Origin of the sequence: Streptomyces bauhiniae, from assembly GCF_004784475.1 — a bacterium.
Taxonomy (GTDB): domain Bacteria; phylum Actinomycetota; class Actinomycetes; order Streptomycetales; family Streptomycetaceae; genus Streptomyces; species Streptomyces seoulensis.
Map to the genome: position 1 here is coordinate 81,433 of NZ_SRRT01000010.1, position 17,619 is coordinate 99,051.

At 70.9% G+C, this 17,619-nt stretch carries 13 protein-coding genes; 6 read left to right on the plus strand and 7 right to left on the minus strand.

Annotated features, from left to right (window positions below; all coding sequences use genetic code 11):
• Positions 1-34 precede the first annotated feature (34 nt).
• From E5083_RS28770 to E5083_RS28780, 3 genes are all read right to left on the minus strand, one after another.
• Positions 35-838, minus strand: a complete 804-nt coding sequence (locus E5083_RS28770; protein ID WP_135788606.1) for an endonuclease I family protein — start codon at positions 836-838, stop codon at positions 35-37.
• A 184-nt stretch (positions 839-1,022) separates the two neighbouring features.
• A complete protein-coding gene (locus tag E5083_RS28775) occupies positions 1,023-1,709 on the minus strand; it encodes an alpha/beta fold hydrolase (protein ID WP_135788607.1) in 687 nt (228 codons plus the stop codon).
• A 134-nt stretch (positions 1,710-1,843) separates the two neighbouring features.
• Entirely contained in the window at positions 1,844-3,235 is a 1,392-nt protein-coding gene (locus E5083_RS28780) for an MFS transporter (RefSeq protein WP_135788608.1), read from the minus strand.
• Between the two features lie 123 nt (positions 3,236-3,358).
• Between E5083_RS28780 and E5083_RS28785 the strand changes: the two genes are divergently transcribed.
• Positions 3,359-4,243: a helix-turn-helix transcriptional regulator gene (locus E5083_RS28785; RefSeq protein WP_135788609.1), complete on the plus strand. Its 885-nt coding sequence runs from the start codon at positions 3,359-3,361 to the stop codon at positions 4,241-4,243.
• On the opposite strand, the gene E5083_RS28790 is transcribed toward E5083_RS28785, so the two are convergent.
• The 3 genes from E5083_RS28790 to E5083_RS28800 are packed head-to-tail and all read right to left on the minus strand — an operon-like array spanning position 4,223 to position 9,203.
• Positions 4,223-4,483 carry a hypothetical protein gene (locus E5083_RS28790; RefSeq protein ID WP_135788610.1) on the minus strand — a complete coding sequence of 87 codons (261 nt, stop codon included), beginning with the start codon at positions 4,481-4,483 and terminating at the stop codon, positions 4,223-4,225. The two genes, E5083_RS28785 and E5083_RS28790, sit on opposite strands and share 21 nt — an antisense overlap.
• Complete coding sequence (locus E5083_RS28795; protein WP_244317685.1) at positions 4,480-8,850, minus strand: DUF6531 domain-containing protein; 4,371 nt, start codon at positions 8,848-8,850, stop codon at positions 4,480-4,482. The genes E5083_RS28790 and E5083_RS28795 overlap by 4 nt, the downstream gene beginning before the upstream one ends.
• Positions 8,847-9,203 (minus strand): WXG100 family type VII secretion target, encoded by a 357-nt coding sequence (locus tag E5083_RS28800; RefSeq protein WP_135788611.1) that lies wholly within the window; start codon positions 9,201-9,203, stop codon positions 8,847-8,849. The genes E5083_RS28795 and E5083_RS28800 overlap by 4 nt, the downstream gene beginning before the upstream one ends.
• A gap of 188 nt (positions 9,204-9,391) precedes the next feature.
• Here E5083_RS28800 and E5083_RS28805 point away from each other — a divergent pair, with 188 nt between their 5' ends.
• Positions 9,392-10,315, plus strand: coding sequence for a serine hydrolase (locus tag E5083_RS28805; RefSeq protein ID WP_135788612.1), 924 nt, complete (start codon positions 9,392-9,394; stop codon positions 10,313-10,315).
• Positions 10,316-10,356: 41 nt separating this feature from the next.
• Positions 10,357-11,343 carry an esterase-like activity of phytase family protein gene (locus tag E5083_RS28810; protein ID WP_135788613.1) on the plus strand — a complete coding sequence of 329 codons (987 nt, stop codon included), beginning with the start codon at positions 10,357-10,359 and terminating at the stop codon, positions 11,341-11,343.
• On the opposite strand, the gene E5083_RS28815 is transcribed toward E5083_RS28810, so the two are convergent.
• On the minus strand, positions 11,336-11,617 hold the full coding sequence (locus E5083_RS28815) for a hypothetical protein (protein ID WP_135788614.1): 282 nt from the start codon (positions 11,615-11,617) through the stop codon (positions 11,336-11,338). The genes E5083_RS28810 and E5083_RS28815 overlap by 8 nt on opposite strands.
• A 156-nt stretch (positions 11,618-11,773) precedes the next feature.
• Here E5083_RS28815 and E5083_RS28820 point away from each other — a divergent pair, with 156 nt between their 5' ends.
• The 3 genes from E5083_RS28820 (at position 11,774) to E5083_RS28830 (ending at position 17,522) form a co-directional block, all read left to right on the plus strand.
• On the plus strand, positions 11,774-15,493 hold the full coding sequence (locus E5083_RS28820; RefSeq protein WP_135788615.1) for an ABC transporter ATP-binding protein: 3,720 nt from the start codon (positions 11,774-11,776) through the stop codon (positions 15,491-15,493).
• A 118-nt stretch (positions 15,494-15,611) separates the two neighbouring features.
• Positions 15,612-16,001, plus strand: a complete 390-nt coding sequence (locus E5083_RS28825) for a hypothetical protein (RefSeq protein ID WP_135788616.1) — start codon at positions 15,612-15,614, stop codon at positions 15,999-16,001.
• An 87-nt stretch (positions 16,002-16,088) separates the two neighbouring features.
• The gene (locus tag E5083_RS28830) at positions 16,089-17,522 is read left to right on the plus strand and encodes a S28 family serine protease (protein ID WP_135788617.1); all 1,434 of its coding nucleotides are present in this window, start codon (positions 16,089-16,091) and stop codon (positions 17,520-17,522) included.
• The last annotated feature ends 97 nt before the right edge of the window (positions 17,523-17,619 follow it).

The following is a 17,619-nucleotide window of genomic DNA, read 5'->3' on the forward strand; positions in this document are numbered from 1 at the left end:
CCTCTGCACAGGGGAGTTCACCACCGTCGTGCTTCTACCAGATCGCGTCGACCCACTCCGGGTGGTCGATGAACGGGTTCCGGTTGTGCTGGTAGGTGTCGTAGATGACCTGGTTGCGCTTCTCCTCGAAGGCGCTCGGCGGGTCCTCGTCGCTCCACTGCTTGAGGACGGACAGCTTGCCGATGTTCGGGCTGCTGCCGTTGTTGACCTTCTCGTTGGGCTCCAGGTCGGCGAAGCCGTCGCCCCCGTCGTAGCGGACCGCCATGTAGAGGATCATCCGGGCCACGTCGCCCTTGTCCGCGTCGCGCGGCTCGAAGGAGTCGGAGTCGGTGAGGCTGCCGCCCCCGCCGCTGACCGCGCTGCCGCCGTTGTCGAAGTCCTTGTTGCCGCGGATGCTGTTGACCTGGACGTCCGCGGGGCGCAGGTGGTGCAGGTCGGTGCCGGGACCGGTCACCTCGCCGAAGTCGCCGTGCGACTTGGCCCAGGTGTGCTCGCGGTTCCAGTCGCCGGTGCTGCCGCCGTTGAGGGACTTGGCGCGGGAGACGCCGCTGTAGAGCAGGATCACGTTGTTGCTGTTGTTCGGGTCCTGGTCGGTGACCTTCAGCGCGTCCCAGACCGCCGAGTACGAGATCTTGCTCTGGCTGCTGATGATGGTGTGCAGCGAGGACTTGAGACTCGCGCCCGTCTTGCCGACGGCGTTCTTGTAGTACGTGGTGTCGTACGAGGTCGTCGTCGCGCTTGCCGGGGTGGCGACCGCAGCGGGCAGGGTGAGGCCGACGAGCAGGGCCGAAACGGCCAGCGCCGGAGCCTTCCAACGGTGCATGTGCGTCACGGGCATGAGGGTGCCGATCTACGCGGGTTGATTGAGCGGACAACGAGCGTGACATGAACACGCGTACATGGCGGTGAAGAGGAAGTGACCGTTGTGTGTCGAGATCCGGCAAGTGGCGTGCGCCGGGCGCGGTTTGGCGAGGAGCAGGAGCTGTCCTTCATTGCGCCCGGCGAGGCTGCGAACCTGTGCCTCAAGCCTTTGGCGCGTCGAGCAGCACCTGTGCCAGTTCGCGCGGTCGGGAGAACATCGGCCAGTGACCGGTGTCCATGCGGACCAGCCGCCAGTGACCGTCGGCCACCAACTGGGCCACGTCGTCGTCGGGTTCCTCCCCTGCGGGTGCGCAGAGGACGTAGGTCGCCTTGAGATCGCTGAGCGGGCCGGACAATACGGCGGGCTCGGTCAGGGTGCGGCCCGGGTGGGGCGTGGAGTCGGCCACGATCCGGGCGATCTGCTGCTCGGTGAGGTCGTGGCCGGCGTAGTGGGAGGCGGCGGCGGGCGGCCAGAAGCCGTCGTTCCGGGCGAGGGATGCCTCGATGTCCGGCCAGGGCCCGGCGAAGGACTCGCCGTCGACCGGGATGCTGGAGTCGAGGAAGACGGTGTGCGCGAGCCGGTCCCCGAGGCGTTCCGCGGCTTGGCCTACGGGGATACCGGCGTAGCTGTGCCCCACGAGGACGACCTCGCGCAGATCCAGCCGTTCGACCTCGTCGACGATGTCCTGGACGTGCGTCTGCTGCCCGGCCGGGACGCCCCGCTTCTCGGCGAGGCCCGAGAGCGTCAGCGGGTAGGCGCCGTGACCGGCCTCCCGGAGGTGCGGTACGACGGCGTCCCAGGCCCATGCGCCCAGGCGGGCGCCCGGTACGAGTATGAAGTTGACCATGGGGGCACGGTAGCGGGGGCCCTGGGCGCGCGGAGTTCGGCATCTTGCGGATCTCGAAGGGCGGGGGCGCCCTCCTGGGACGCCCCCGCCGATCTCGTCTGATGCTTGGCCGAGAGTGCCTACCGAGGCAGGCCCTAGGATCGCCGGGCGGCCCTGCGGCCCGCCAGTACCCCCAACAGGACCAGCGCCGCGTTTACCGCGATTGCCGTCTTCAGGCCCGTCAGGATGGCCGGGGCCGTCGGGCCCGGCATTGCGGCCGTGGCGATCGCGCTCATGACCGGGGCGCCCATGGTGATGCCGATTTGCTGGGTCATGGTGGCGAGGCCGGTGGCGAGGCCCTGTTCGTGGTCGGCCAGGCCGGACGTGGCGGTGACCATGAAGCCGACGATGACGAGCATGTTGCCGACGCCGCCGGTGAAGGTGGCGGCGAGCAGGAGCGCCAGCGAGCCGTGACCCTCGCCGAGGCCCAACAGGGCGGCCGTGGAGGCCGCTTGGACGAGCCCGCCGACGATCAGTGTCCGCCGGTTGCCCAGCCGCCCGATGACCCGGGGCGCGGCCGAGCCCCCGACGACCGTACCCACGCCCAGCACACCGAAGGCCAGCCCGGCCGCGAGCGGGGAGAAGCCGAGCACGTTCTGGAGGTACAGCGTCAGCAGGAAGACCAGCGAGGTCTCGGTGAGGAACGCGAGCAGCCCGACGACGTTCCCCCAGGCCACGGTGGGCTTCCGCAGCACCCCGAGCGGTACCAGCGGGGCGGCGGCCCGGCGCTCCACGGCGTGGAAGGCGAGCAGCAGGGCGGCGCCGGCGGCGAGCGAGAGCAGCGCGTACGGGGAGGTCCAGCCGTGCTCGCCGGCCTGCGTGAGGCCGAGGACGACGGCGAGGAGGCCGAGGGTGACGGTGAGGGCGCCGGGCAGGTCCAGCTTGGGGCGGTGGACGGGCCTAGACTCCGCGACGACCGTCGGGGCGAGGAGCAGTACGGTGAGGGCGACTGGGACGTTGATGAAGAAGGCCCAGCGCCAGGAGAGCAGGTCGGTCAGGACGCCGCCGAGGATCGCGCCGGTGGTGAACCCCGCTGACATCAAAGCCCCGTTGAGCCCGAGCGCCTTCTCCCGCAGGGGTCCCTCGGGGAACGAGGTCGTCATCAGTGACAGCCCCGCCGGGGTCACCGCGGCCGTGGCCAGCCCTTGCAGCACGCGGGCGGCGAGCAGCACCTCGGGGCTGGTGGCGAGACCGCCCGCGAGGGAGGCGACGGCGAGTACGGCGAGGCCGCCCAGGAACAGCCGACGGCGCCCGAACAGGTCGGCGACGCGGCCGAAGAGCAGGGTGAAGCCGGCCGCGCACAGGGCGAAGGAGGTGCCGATCCACTGGAGTTGGCCGAGGGGGAAGCCGAGGCCCTGGCCGATGACGGGGAGGGCGACGTTGAGGATGGAGAAGTCCACGGCGAGCATGAACTGGGCGGCGAGGAGGAGGACGAGGGTGAGGCGGAGGCGGGGGGTGAGGGTCGTCGGTGCGAGCGTCGTGGTCATGTCCGTCAGGCTGGCCGGAGGGGCGGGGGTCAGCCAGAACCGTGCGGAGGGTGGTCATGACGTGACCACCCTTGGCGGGGCGGAGCGCGCCATCATGGAAGCCCCGACCTTCAGGAGGCAGCGATGGACGTTCCGTCCGACCTGGGCGAGTTCCTCAAGTCCCGCCGTGCGGCGCTGCGTCCGGAGGAGGTGGGCCTCACCCCGCTCCCGACCCGGCGCCGGGTGCGCGGCCTGCGCCGCGAGGAACTGGCCATGCTGTCCGGCGTCAGCGTCACCCACTACACCCGCCTGGAACAGGGCCGCGCGGCCGGCGCCTCGGACTCCGTCCTCACAGCCATCGCCCGCACCCTCCGCCTCACCGACGACGAGACGGCCCACCTGCGCGCCCTGGCCCGCCCGTCCCACCGTCCGACCCCGTCCCGCCCGGAACACGCGAGCCCGTCGGTACGCCAGTTGCTGTCCGCGATGCCCGGCGTCCCCGCCCTGGCCCTGGACCGCCGCAACGACATCCTGGCCTGGAACACCCCCGGCCACACCCTCCTGGCCCCCCACCTCCCCACCGACGCCCCGGAGTCGGCCGCCACCCGCCCCAACCTGACCCGCATGCTCTTCCTGGACCCCGACTACCGCGCCCTGTACCGCGACTGGCCCACGGAAGCGGTTCTGGCGGTCGCCTCCCTCCGCCAAGTGACGGCGAACCACCCCCACGACCAACGCCTGACGGACCTGGTGGGCCAACTGACGATCCACTCGGACGAGTTCACAACCCTCTGGAAACGCCACCCGGTCCGCACGTGCACCTCGGGCGTGAAACACCTGCACCACCCGACGGCGGGCCCCTTCGACCTGACCTTCGAAACCCTGACCCTCCCGTCCCCTGTGGGTCAGCGCCTGATCACGTACACGGCGGAGGCAGGCTCGGCCTCGGAACGGGCGCTCCGCGTACTCCAGAGCCTCGACAGGCCCTACGCCGTGCCGGGCTCCGGTTCACGCGTCGGCTTGTCGTAGCCGCCGCGCGATGTCGATGTCCCGCTGCAGCGCACTGAGTCGGGGAGGCTGTCGACCGGCGTCCAGGACGACAACATGCAGCACATCTCCCACCTGGGGCGGTGCGGCGTTCTGATCCCACCAGGATGGGTGTTTCACCTGGTCGATGAATCCGCTCTCTCCGTCGACGTTCACTTGCGCCCCTACGGGCGCAACGGCCACCACGGTCACGTCGAGTTCCTGATGATTGCGGAATGTCACTCCGGCCCTCCGAAAATAGAAATCCAGCTTCGCCCCAAGGTGAGCTCATTGAATCGGTCCAGTCTGTCCACCGGAATCTCAAATTCTAGGCGCGGTGCTCCTTGGGGGCCATTATAGTCGTGCACCTTTGCATGTTCGCCGAATTCTTCCAGGAAGGATGGGTGCATATCGTACTTGACCATTCCCTTCGCGAAGTTGACGCCAGTCGGTCCGGCGTATTCGGCTGCGACGGATCGTTCACCGAAGTAAATTTTGCCGTCGGAGAGGATTCCGCCGCCTATGTCCACACCTGGTTGATGGTTCGCGGGATTCGGGCCGTTCGAGAGTTCGTATTCCGCATGAGCCCCCTTCGGGGTCCGGTAGACCGGGACGTAGTCGGGCGCCAGTCCCAGGAAGTCCGTCCACAGAAAAGGATTGGGGACGTAGGTCGAGGGATTGGGTGCCGGGGTGAGGCCGAGTGGGTCAGGGCTGAGATACCGTGCTGTCTCCGGGTCGTAATGCCGGAAGTAGTTGTAGTGCAGTCCCGTTTCGGGGTCGAAATACTGCCCCGGGAAACGCAACGGCGTGTAAGCCGTGCTGTTCGCCGTCCACGCCGTCGTACCCCACAGCGTGCTGCGAGTGCGCCAGGCGATCTCACCCTGTTCGTCGACCAGTTCGTTCGGGGTGCCGATCAGGTCGGTGACGATGGCGAAGAAGCGGGAGTCGATCTCGGCTTCGGGGGCCTCCGCTGTGGTGACGCGCTCGGTCTGGGACACGGGGCGGAGGCCCTGGTGGTCCCAGGTGAGGCTGACCGGGTTCGGGAGGTCCGCCGAGGTGGTGGTCTGCTCGCAGAGGGTGGTGCCGTCCCAGGTGAAGGTCACCTCTTCGAGGACCGTCTCGCCGTCGGCGTCCAGGCGCGTTTTGGCGGTGCGGCGGCCCAGCGGGTCATAGGTGTAGCGCCATAGGGTGCCGTCGGGCGTGGTGACCGAGGTGAGGCGGTCGTCGGTGTCCCAGGTGTAGCGCCAGGTGTCCGGCTTGCGGGACAGGCGCGTTTTCTGGCGGAGCACGATGCGGCCGAGCGCGTCGTGTTCGTAACGGACACCGCCCGCGCGGGTGATGCGGGTGCCGGTGTAGTCCCGAGGGCCGATGGCCCACGAGCCGGGGTGGTCGGCGGGCCAGGACGCCTCGGTCTGATTGCCCGCCTCGTCGTAGGCGTACCGCTCCGCCCAGCCGGACGCGTGGACCGCCGTCACCCGGCCCGTCGCGTCCAGGTCGAAGCGGCGGGAGCCGGAGAGGAGGTCGTCGATGCCGATGACGTTGCCGTCGGAGCGGTAGGTGTATGCCCGGTGCTGGATCGTCTCCCCGCCGGCGCTCGTCACGGACTGGGTGGTCAGGCGGCCCAGCACGTCGAAGGAGTTGTCCAGCGCGAGCGTCGTACCCACCCGGCGGGACAGCTCCCGGCCGGCCTCGTCGTACGTGAAGTCGATTGCCCGGCCCGCAGCCACCATGCCACTCCGGCGGCCGACGGCGTCGTACGACCACGTGGTCGCGGCGCCCCTGGGTGTGGTGCGGCCGGTGCGGCGGCCCAGCGTGTCATGGGTGTACGTGACCGTCCGGCCATCCACCGTCTCCGAGCGCAGACGGCCGTAGCGGTCGCGGAGCAGCTCGACCGTGATGCCGTCCGGGCCGGTGGCCTGGGCGAGTTGATCGGTGAGGTCGTAGGCGTACGTCGTGATCGCGCCCGCCGCGTCCTTCGCGGTGACCCGGCCGAGGGTGTCGCGTTCGAAGGCGATCCGTGTGCCCAGCGCGTCCGTTCGGGCAGTGAGACGACCCGCCGCGTCGTACGCGTAACGCAGCGCCCGGTCGTCGAAGTCCACCTCCGACACCAGCCGCCCGACCGCGTCGTACGAGTAGTCCCACGTCAAGCCCTGCGGGTTGGTGACCCGGGTCAGGCGTAGCTCCATGTCGTGGTCGAACTCGTACCGCACCCCGTCCGGCCCCGTGCGGGCCGTCAGCAGGTCGAAGTGGGTGTACTCGAAGTGCGAGACGCCGCCCAGGGGGTCGGTGTGGGTGACGCGGTTGCCCTCGCCGTCGTAGGTCCAGGACTCCGTCGTGCCGTCCGGGGCCGTCCGGCCGGCGAGGTGGCCCTCCACGGTCCATTCCAGGCGCGTGGTCGCCCCGGTGGGGTCGGTGATCGCGACGGGGCGACCGAAGGCGTCGCGGGTGTAGCGGGTGGTCGCGCCGAGCGGATCGGTGACCTCGACCGGCAGGCCCGCGCGGTCGCAGCGGACGGTCGTGGTGTGACCGAGCGGATCGGTCACGGACGCGAGTTGGCCGGAGTCCGTGTAGGTGAAGCGGGTCGTCCCGGCCGCGGGGTCCGTCACCGAGGTGCGGTTGCCCCGTGCGTCGTAGGTGCGGTGCCGGGTGATGCCGTCGGTGCCGGTGATCCGGGTCGGCAGGCCGTGGTCGTCGTACTCGGCGCGGGCTTCGCGGTCGTCGGGCCGTACGACCGCGACCAGGTTGCCCGCCTCGTCGTAGCGGCGGCGTGTGGTGTGACCGAGCGGGTCGGTCACCGAGAGCAGACGGTTGTGGCGGTCACGGGTGAAGTGGGTCGCCGCGCCGAGCGGGTCGATCTCCGTGACGACCTGGCCGTGGGCGTCGATGAGATAGCGGCGGGTGTGGCCCTCGCCGGTCACGGTGGTGGTGACGCGGTGGCCGGTCGCCGGATCGGTCTCGTCGTACGACAGGCGCAGGACCATGTGGCCGTGCGAGCCGCCCTCCGCGACGCAGCGGTCCCGGTCGTCGTAGACGTAGGTGTACGAGCGGTCGTTGGTGTCGGTCCAGGAGGTGACCCGGGCCGCCTCGTCGTAGGCGAACCGGAGGGGCAGGCCCGAGGAGTTGACGACCTCGGTCAGGTGGCCCTCGGGGGAGTAGCCGTAGCGCTTGATCTCCTGGTCCGTGCCGTTTGGGGCCGCGCCCGCGAGGTGCAGGGCCGTGACCCTGCCTCCGCCCGCCGTGACCTTCAGCCGGTGGCCGCCGGACGAGGCGATCGCGAGCGGCGTGCCCTCGGCGTCGTATTCGAAAGTGATCCAGTTGCCGTTGCGGTCGTCGATCTGCTCGATCACGGCCCGTTCGTCGCCCTGGTCGGCGAAGTGCCACACGCGGCCGGAGCGGGGGTCGGTGACGGTGTAGCCGCCGTCCACGCGGTCCAGTGGCCAGCGTCGGCTGCCATGGCCGGGCAGCGACGGTGCGCCGGGGCTCGGGTGGGGGTAGCTCAGGAGCAGGCCGTCCTCGGTGACGAAGACGATCCCCTCGGCGTCGACGGCCAGATGCTGGTCGAGAGTGGAGGCCCAGGACGGTCCGAACCAGCGGCCCAGGCGGTAGCCCGACTCCACACGCCGGGTGAAGACCAGCGGCAGTGTGCCGGGCAGCGTGAGGTCGGTCTGCGGCAGATACATCTTGCCGGTGACCAGGTCGATCGGGTCGGTGTTGTCGTCCTGGACCTTGTTCCCGGGGTGCTCCGCCGCGCCCTCCGGGTCCTTGTCGGCAGCCTGACGAGCGGCGCTGCGCGTGTCGCCCGGCGCGCTCTTGCCTCCGCCCCGCAACCCCGCACCGGCGCCGTCGAGTTCGGTGGGCAGCACGCGAACGCCGGGGACGGAGACCCCGTCGAACAGGGCGCCCATGCCACCCGCCTCACCGGCGGACCGGGCGAGCGCCCCGCCACCGCCGAGAGCGCCGCCGAAGGCCATTCCGTACAGCGCGGAGTCGCTCGCCTCGTCGAGGCTGAACCCCTCGCTCTCTCCGGTGGAGATGGCGACGGGCTGGGCCACGGCCAGGTCGACGGTGACGGACTCGATGCCGCCGATCGCGGCGGTGGCCAGGGTGGTGCCCGCGATCGCGGCGACCTCGGTGGACACCGCGACACCCAGGGTGCCGGCGAGTTCGACGATGGTGGCGGTGGCCGCCGCGGCGGCGGCCTCGGAGATACCGGCGGTGAAGATGGCCAGCGCGGTGCCCGCGACGATCGTCGCGCCGACGATCTCCAGTTCGTGTTCCAGGTGCTTGACTGCCTTGTGGACGGCGTCGGCGTACTTGTCGAGCGCCTTGGCCATGTCCCGGGCGCCGTCGATCAGGTCCTTCAGCCAGCCGTGGCCGTCGTGGTAGTAGCGCCGCCAGAACGGGTCGTCGAAGGCGGATATCGCCTCGCCCGTATTGTTCGCGATGATGCCGTGCGCCGACTTGTTGGCGGCGGCGGCCACGTCCTCCAGGTCGTCGGCGAAGGCACGCCATGCCTTGGCCGCGTCGCGCAGGCCGTCCTCGTCGGCGTCCGGCCACCACATGCCGGTGAGATCCTGGATGATCTCCCTGGCCTTGTCCGCCGCGCTCACTCGGACCGTCCCTCGCCCTTCGCGCCGACCTTGCTGAACATCGAGCGGATGAGTTCCTCATTGTCGATGTGGCTGTCCGCCATGTCGCTCATCGCTTCGTGGATGCTCGCCATGCCGTCGGAGAGGATGGACGCGGCGTGCTCGATCTTCTTCACGACCGGCCCGTACGCCTTGTGGAACGCTTCGCCCTGCTCGTCGTCACCCCACGGTGAACCCGCTTCGCCGAGCGCGGTCTTCAGCTTGGTGAGGGCCTTGGCGAGGTCATGGCTGTGCGTCTGGAAACGCGGCGCCGTCTTCTTCAGATCGGCGATCTTGATGTCGAGTATCTTGCCGTCGCTGCCCTGGTCGCCCATGTGCCGCTCTCGTCCCCTCCGTCGACGCACCAACCCAACGACCCTAGTGGGGGCGGCGGTTTGCAATCGAAGAGAACGTCAAGAGGCGGCAAAGATCGGGTCATGATCACGTTGAACGGAGGCGTCACCCCCCATATCTCCACGAACACCCGTGCAACCCTCCCCCCTCCCCAACAGTCAATCCGTGCATGACGCACCGGATATCACCCCGCGCCCGTAAGGGAGCGCTCGCTGCTGTGGTCGGAGGGGCGCTGCTCGTGCCCGTTCTCGGGGCCGGCCCCGCATCCGCCGCCCCCGCGGTCAGTTGTACCTCCGCCAAGGCTGGGCTCGCGGCGAAGCTCAGTAAGGACATCGGGGCCGCGGTCGCCAAGCGGAAGGGGAGTGTGGCGGTCGGGGTGTACGAGGCGGGGACGAAGACGACGTGCACACGGCGGGCGACCAGTTCTTACGACTCCGCCAGTACCGTCAAGGTCACCGTGCTGGCCACCCTGTTGTGGGACGCGAAGAAGCACAACCGGTACCTGACCAGCACCGAGACCTCGCTCGCCACCGCGATGATCACGAAGTCGGACAACACCGCGACCAGCAAACTGTGGAAGCAGCTCGGCGTGACGAAGGTCAAGGGCTTCCTCAAGGCCGCCGGGATGACGAAGACGACGCCGGGCGCGAACGGGTACTGGGGCCTGACCCAGATCAACGTCACCGACGAGCAGAAGCTGCTGAAGCTCATCACCGCCAAGAACTCCGTGCTGAGCGACAACTCCCGTGCGTACATATCGAAGTTGATGGGCAAGGTCGTCTCGTCCCAGCGCTGGGGCACCCCCGCCGGCGCCCCCTCCACCGTCGCCGTGCACGTCAAGAACGGCTGGCTCCAGCGCTCCACGCACGGCTGGCGCGTCCACAGCCTCGGCACCTTCAACGGCGGCGGCCACGACTACACGATCACCGTGCTGACCCAGGACAACAGCACGATGGACTACGGCGTCACCACCATCCAGAACGTCGCCAAGGCCGTCCACAAGGACCTCGTTCCGACCGCGTCCAAGTCCGCCGTCTACGTCCCCACCAGCACCCCCCGCGAGGCGTTCGTCGCGACCCCGCCGCAGGGCTGACCCCTCCCGCCGGTCACCGTGCACGCCCTACGGTGACCGGCATGCGCACCGTGCTCGCGGCCCTCGCCGCCGCCACCCTCGCCGCAACCGGCACCGCCAACGCCAACGCCCCTCACCCAAGGGCGTGTTCGGCCTCCGTCGCCATCGACAGCTTCTCCGACGCCCTCGACAAGACCACCTACGACGGCACCTACGTAGGCAACCTCTCCGCCCTCGCTGTCGACCGCGACGGGAGCCTCGCCGCCCTCTCCGACCGGTCCACCCTGTTCCGCTTGGACGCGAAAGGGCCGACCGGGGCCGTGACCCTCCCCGGCGACCTCGACTCCGAGGGACTCGTCATCGACCGGGACGGCACCAGACTGGTCACCTCCGAGACCGAGCCCTCCGTACGCCGCTACTCCCGCGAGGGCACGCTCCTGGAGCAGCTCCCCGTCCCGCCGGACCTCCACGTCACCCCCGCCGGCCGCGCCACCCCCAACCAGACCTTCGAGGGCCTCACCCTCCTCCCCGGCGGCAAAACCCTCCTCGCCTCCATGGAATACGCCCTCACCGGCGACACCCCAGGAACCGTCCGCTTCCAGACCTGGACGCGGGACCACGGCCGCTTCCGGCTCGGCGCGCAGTACGCGTACCGCACCGACGACTCCGCCCTGGGCGTCCCCGAGGTGCAGGCCACCCCCGACGGAAGCCTCCTCGTCCTGGAGCGCGGCTTCGAGGCGGGCGTCGGCAACACCGTCCACCTCAGCCTCGCCGACCCCCGCCACGCCACCGACACGTCCCGCATCGAGCACCTCACCGGGCAGCCCGGCGTACGCCCGATGCGCAAGACCCGGCTGGCCGACCTCGCCGACTGCCCCTCCCTCGGCGCGACCGCCCGCCAGCCCCAGCCCAACCCGCTGCTGGACAACATCGAGGGAATGGCGGTCACAGGTCACCAACAGAGCCTCAAGGTGCTCCTCGTCAGCGACGACAACCAGAACCCGGCCCAGACGACCCGCCTCTACCGCCTCCGCGTGCGCCTCAACTGAGACTGCCGTCCGCGTTCCAGTCCGAGGGAATCTCCGCCGTCAGCCCCAGCGCCCCCGCCCGCTCCTCCACATGCCGCCGGATCGTGTCGTGCGGATCGCGCCGCCCCCGCCCCACCGCGTGGATCGCCCGGCGCAGATCCTCGGCGCCGTGCAGATCCGCCGGCCGCACCGGATAGCTGCCGTCCGGGAGCGACCACCCCTCCGACGCGCAGTAGCGCCGCGCCGCCGCGTCCAGGTCGGCCGCGTCCGGCACGTCGATGTTGCCCTTGTCCATGACCGCCTCCAGCGCAGAGTCCGTACGACGCGACGCATTCCAGCACAAACCCGGACGCCCCGCCCGCCGGGCGGCGCACGTCTGCCCGGAATACCCCCCTGCACCCCCGTGTTTGTGCCTCACGGAAGATCAGGCAGAGCGACGGAGGACACCCGCGTGGGACCGCAACGAGGATGGGCGCGACGGCTGGCGGGATACGCCTGGCGCCATCCGAAGGACGTCGTCCTGGCGCTGGGCGCCTCCCTGGGCGGAATGGCCGTCATGGCCGTGGTCCCGCTGATCACCAAGGTGATCATCGACGACGTGATCGGCGACCACACCCGCGACATGGCCCCCTGGGCCGGTGCCCTGATCGCCGCCGCCGTGCTGATCTACGTCCTCACCTACGTCCGCCGCTACTACGGTGGCCGGCTCGCCCTGGACGTCCAGTACGACCTGCGCACCGGGATGTACGACACGATCACCCGGCTCGACGGCCGCCGCCAGGACGAGCTGTCCACCGGGCAGGTCGTCGGCCGCGCCACCAGCGACCTCCAGCTCATCCAGGGCCTGCTGTTCATGCTCCCGATGACCATCGGGAACGTCCTGCTCTTCCTGATCTCGCTCGGCATCATGGCCTGGCTCTCGCTCCCGCTGACCCTGGTCGCGCTGGCCGTCGCCCCCGCGCTCGGCTGGATCGCCCGCCGCAGCCGGACCCGGCTGCACCCCGCCACCTGGTACGCCCAGGCCCAGGCCGCCGCCGTCGCGGGCGTGGTCGACGGCGCGGTGAGCGGCGTACGCGTGGTGAAGGGGTTCGGGCAGGAGGAGCAGGAGACCGGGAAGCTGCGCGAGGTCGGCCGCAGGCTGTTCGCGGGGCGGCTGCGCACCATCCGGCTGAACAGCAAGTACACCCCCGCCCTCCAGGCCGTCCCGGCGCTCGGCCAGGTCGCGATGCTGGCCCTCGGCGGCTGGCTCGCGGTGCGCGGGCACATCACGCTGGGCACCTTCGTCGCCTTCTCCACCTACCTCGCCCAGTTGGTCGGCCCGGTGCGGATGCTCGCCGTGGTCCTCACCATCGGCCAGCAGGCCCGCGCGGGCACCGAACGTGTGCTGGAGCTGATCGACACCGAGCCGTCCCTGAAGGACGGCACCAAGACACTCCCCGCCGACGCCCCCGCCTCCGTCGAGTTCGACGACGTCTCCTTCGGCTACGACCCCGCGCGCCCGGTGCTCGACGGGCTCAGCCTGGAGATCCGCCCCGGCGAGACCCTGGCCGTGGTCGGCTCCTCCGGCTCCGGCAAGTCCACCCTCTCCCTGCTGCTGCCGCGCTTCTACGACGTGACCCACGGCGCCGTCCTGGTCGGCGGCCACGACGTGCGCGAGCTGACGCTGGACTCGCTGCGCGCCGCGATCGGCCTGGTCCCGGAGGACTCCTTCCTGTTCTCCGCCACCGTCCGCGAGAACATCGCCTACGGCCGCCCCGACGCCACCCAGGACGAGATCGAGGCCGCCGCCCGCGCCGCCCAGGCCGACCGGTTCGTCCGCGAGCTGCCCGAGGGGTACGACACCAAGGTCGGCGAGCACGGCCTGACCCTCTCCGGCGGCCAGCGCCAGCGCCTCGCGCTCGCCCGCGCCCTGCTCACCGACCCCCGCCTGCTGGTGCTGGACGACGCCACCTCGGCGGTGGACGTACGGGTCGAGCACGAGATCCACGAGGCGCTGGCCCACGTCATGGCGGGCCGCACCACCCTGCTCATCGCGCACCGCCGCTCCACCCTGAGCCTCGCCGACCGCATCGCCGTGCTGGACGGCGGCCGGCTGGTCGACCTCGGCACCGACGAGGAACTCCAGGAGCGCTGTCCGCTCTACCGCAGGCTGCTCACCGACCCCGACGAACTGGGCGCTCCCTCGCCGGGCCACGCCCGCCCGGCCGAGCGGGCCGAGGACACGACGCTCCGCGAGGAGCTGGACGCCGAGTTCGACGCCGAGCGCGGGGTCACCCCCCGGCTGTGGACCGGCGACCGCACACCGAGGGAGGAGACCCTCTCCGGCACCCCGGCCACCCCCGAGCTGCTCGCCCAGGTCGAGGCGCTGCCCCCGGCCACCGACACCCCGGACGTGGACGAGGCCCGCGCGGTCCGGGCCGAGGACTCCTACGGGCTGCGCCGCCTGCTGCACGGCTTCGGGCGCCCCCTGCTGATCAGCCTGGCGCTGGTCGCCGTCGACGCGGGCTCCGGCCTGCTGCTGCCGGTGCTGATCCGGCACGGCATCGACGAGGGCGTGACCCGTACCGCCCTCGGCGCGGTCTGGGCGGCCTCGCTGCTCGGCCTGCTCACCGTGCTGGTGCAGTGGACCGCGCAGTACGGCGAGACCCGGATGACCGGCCGCACCGGCGAACGCGTGCTGTACGCGCTGCGGCTGAAGATCTTCACCCAGCTCCAGCGGCTCGGCCTGGACTACTACGAGCGCGAGCTGACCGGCCGGATCATGACCCGGATGACCACGGACGTGGACGCGCTGTCCACCTTCCTGCAGACCGGCCTGGTCACCGCGTTCGTCTCGGTCGTCACCTTCTTCGGCATCATGGGCGCCCTGCTGGTGCTGGACATCCAGCTCGCGCTGGTCGTGTTCGCCACGCTGCCCCCGCTGATCCTCGCCACCTTCTTCTTCCGCCGGGCCAGCGTGAAGGCGTACGAGCTGGCGCGGGAGCGGGTGTCGGTGGTCAACGCCGACCTCCAGGAGTCGGTGGCGGGCCTGAGGATCGTGCAGGCGTTCCGCCGCGAGCGGGACGGCGGGCGCCGGTTCGCCGAGCGCAGCGCCGCCTACCGGCAGGCCCGCATCCGGGGCCAGTGGCTGATCTCGATCTACTTCCCGTTCGTCCAGCTCCTCTCCTCGGTGGCGGCCGCCGCCGTGCTGATCTCGGGCGCCGGGCGGGTGGAGGCGGCCACGCTGACCACGGGCGCGCTGGTCGCCTACCTGCTCTACATCGACCTGTTCTTCGCCCCGGTGCAGCAGTTGTCCCAGGTCTTCGACGGCTACCAGCAGGCCACCGTCTCGCTCGGCCGCATCCAGGAGCTGCTGCGCGAACCGGCGTCCACCGGGGCCGCCGACGCCCCGCTGGAGGTGCTCTCGCTGCGCGGCGACATCGCCTTCGAGGGCGTGACGTTCGCGTACGGCGACGAGGAGGAGGCGCTCACCGGGATCGACCTCGCCATCCCGGCCGGGCAGACCGTGGCGTTCGTCGGCGAGACCGGCGCGGGCAAGTCGACCCTGGTCAAGCTGGTGGCGCGGTTCTACGACCCCACCTCGGGCCGGGTCACCGCCGACGGCACGGATCTGCGCGCGCTCGACCTCACCTCGTACCGGCACCGGCTCGGGGTGGTGCCGCAGGAGGCGTACCTGTTCGCCGGCACGGTCCGGGACGCCATCGCGTACGGGCGGCCCGACGCCACCGACGCCGAGGTGGAGGCGGCGGCGCGGGCGGTCGGCGCGCACGAGATGATCGCCACGCTGGACGGCGGCTATCTGCACGAGGTCGCCGAGCGCGGCCGGAACCTCTCGGCCGGGCAGCGCCAGCTCATCGCGCTGGCCCGCGCCGAGCTGGTCGACCCCGACGTGCTGCTGCTGGACGAGGCGACGGCCGCGCTGGACCTGGCCACCGAGGCGCAGGTCAACCACGCCACCGACCGGCTCGCGGGCCGCCGGACCACCCTGGTGGTGGCCCACCGGCTGACCACGGCCGCGCGCGCCGACCGGGTCGTGGTGATGGAGCACGGCCGGATCGTGGAGGACGGCCACCACACCGACCTCCTCGCCCGCGACGGCCGGTACGCCGCCATGTGGCGCACCTTCATCGGCCAGTCCGAGCCGGAGGAGCCAGTCGGCGTCACCTCCTGAGGAGACGCCTGAGGAGTGCGAGCGCCGGGGTCCGCGCAACCATCCGGCGCATCCGAAGCGTCCGTACATCAGTGCGTAGATCGCAAAAGTGTGCCCATGGGGCGGGGAAGGACGAGCGGTGGACGGTGGGGCGATACGGCGGTGGGCGGCACTCGGCGCGGCCGCGCTGTCCCTGTCCGGGATGTTCGCCCTCGCGGCCCCCGGCACCGCCGAGGCGGCGGCCAGTGGGCAGTGCGCGGGACGCGAGGTGCGCACGCTGCCCTTCCCCACCGGCACCGTCCACCTGTACCGGAGCAACGGCTACGTGTGCGCGACCACCGTCGCCAAGAAGCCCGGCTCCGGCATCCTCCTGGTCAGCGTGCAGGCGCGCGGCAACCGGCCGGTGACCGACCGGGGCCGCTACCGGCACCACGCCGGACCGGTGACCGTCCACGCCGGGCACCGGTGCGTCAAGGTGCGCGGAGCGGCCGGCCGGGGCACCGTCGCCTCCGGCTGGATTCTGTGCTGATCGCGCGATCCGGCCAATCCCCTCTGGTGTGAAGGCAGTTGCTCGGATAGCTTCCGGCGGACATCTGTCTCACAGGGGAGAGTGCGCATGCGCAAGGCGCTGAGATGGCTGCTGGCGCTCACGGTGCTCATCGGCACACTGGGCACGGCGGGCACAGCGGGGGCGGCCACCACCGCACCGCCGGCACCCACGGACATCAAGGACCGGCTGCTGGCGATACCCGGCATCAGCCTGGTGGAGGAGAAGCCGTACACCGGCTACCGCTACTTCGTCCTGAACTTCACCCAGCCGGTCGACCACCGGCACCCGGACCGGGGCACCTTCCAGCAGCGGATCACCGTGCTGCACAAGGACACCAGCCGCCCGACCGTCTTCTACACCGGCGGCTACAACGTCTCCACCACGCCGTCCCGCCGCGAGCCCACCCAGATCGTGGACGGCAACCAGGTCTCGCTGGAGTACCGCTTCTTCACGCCGTCCCGCCCGGCCCCGGCCGACTGGTCCAAGCTGGACATCTGGCAGGCGGCGAGCGACCAGCACGCCGTCTACCAGGCGCTGAAGCCGCTGTACTCCGCCAACTGGCTGGCCACCGGCGGCTCCAAGGGCGGCATGACGGCCACCTACTACGAGCGCTTCTACCCCCGTGACATGGACGGCGTGGTCGCCTACGTCGCCCCCAACGACGTGGTGAACGACGAGGATTCGGCCTACGACCGCTTCTTCGAGCGCGTCGGCACCAAGGAGTGCCGCGACAAGCTGAACGCCGTCCAGCGCGAGGCACTGGTCCGCCGCAAGCCGCTGGAGCAGCGGTACGCGGCGTACGCCGCCGACAACGGCTACACCTTCACCACCATCGGCTCCCTGGACAAGGCGTACGAGGCCGTCGTCCTGGACTACGTGTGGGGCTTCTGGCAGTACAGCGGCCTCGCCGACTGCGACTCCGTCCCGTCCGGCGCGGCCACCGCGACCGACGACGCGATCTGGGACTCGGTCGACACCATCTCCGGCTTCTCCGCCTACACCGACCAGGGCCTCGAGCAGTACACGCCGTACTACTACCAGGCGGGCACCCAGCTCGGCGCGCCCACCATCCACTTCCCGCACATCGAGCGGAAGCTGATCCGCTACGGCTACCAGCCGCCGCGCAACTTCGTGCCCCGCTCCATCCCGATGCGCTTCCAGCAGGGCGCCATGCGGGACGTGGACAACTGGGTCCGGCACGACGCCCGGCACATGCTCTGGGTGTACGGGCAGAACGACCCGTGGGGCTCGGAGCGGTTCCGCCCCGGCACGGGCGCCCGTGACTCCTACGTGTTCACCGCGCCCGGCATGAACCACGGCGCGAACGTCGCCGGGCTCGTCGCCGACGAGCGGGCCTTCGCCACCGCCCGCATCCTCAAGTGGGCCGGGGTGGCGTCCCCGGCGGTCCAGGCCGACCCGTCGGCGGCCAAGCCGCTGGCCCGGTTCGACGGCAGGCTGGACGTACGGGACGTGGAGCGCGAGCCCGCGCTGCGCCCGTAAGGCAGGCGGGGGAGGGGGCGCCGGTTCTTCACCGGCGCCCCCTTCGCCGTTTCCGGCCGCGGGGGGTGATGCCCCGTGAGTTCCCTTGACGGAAAGA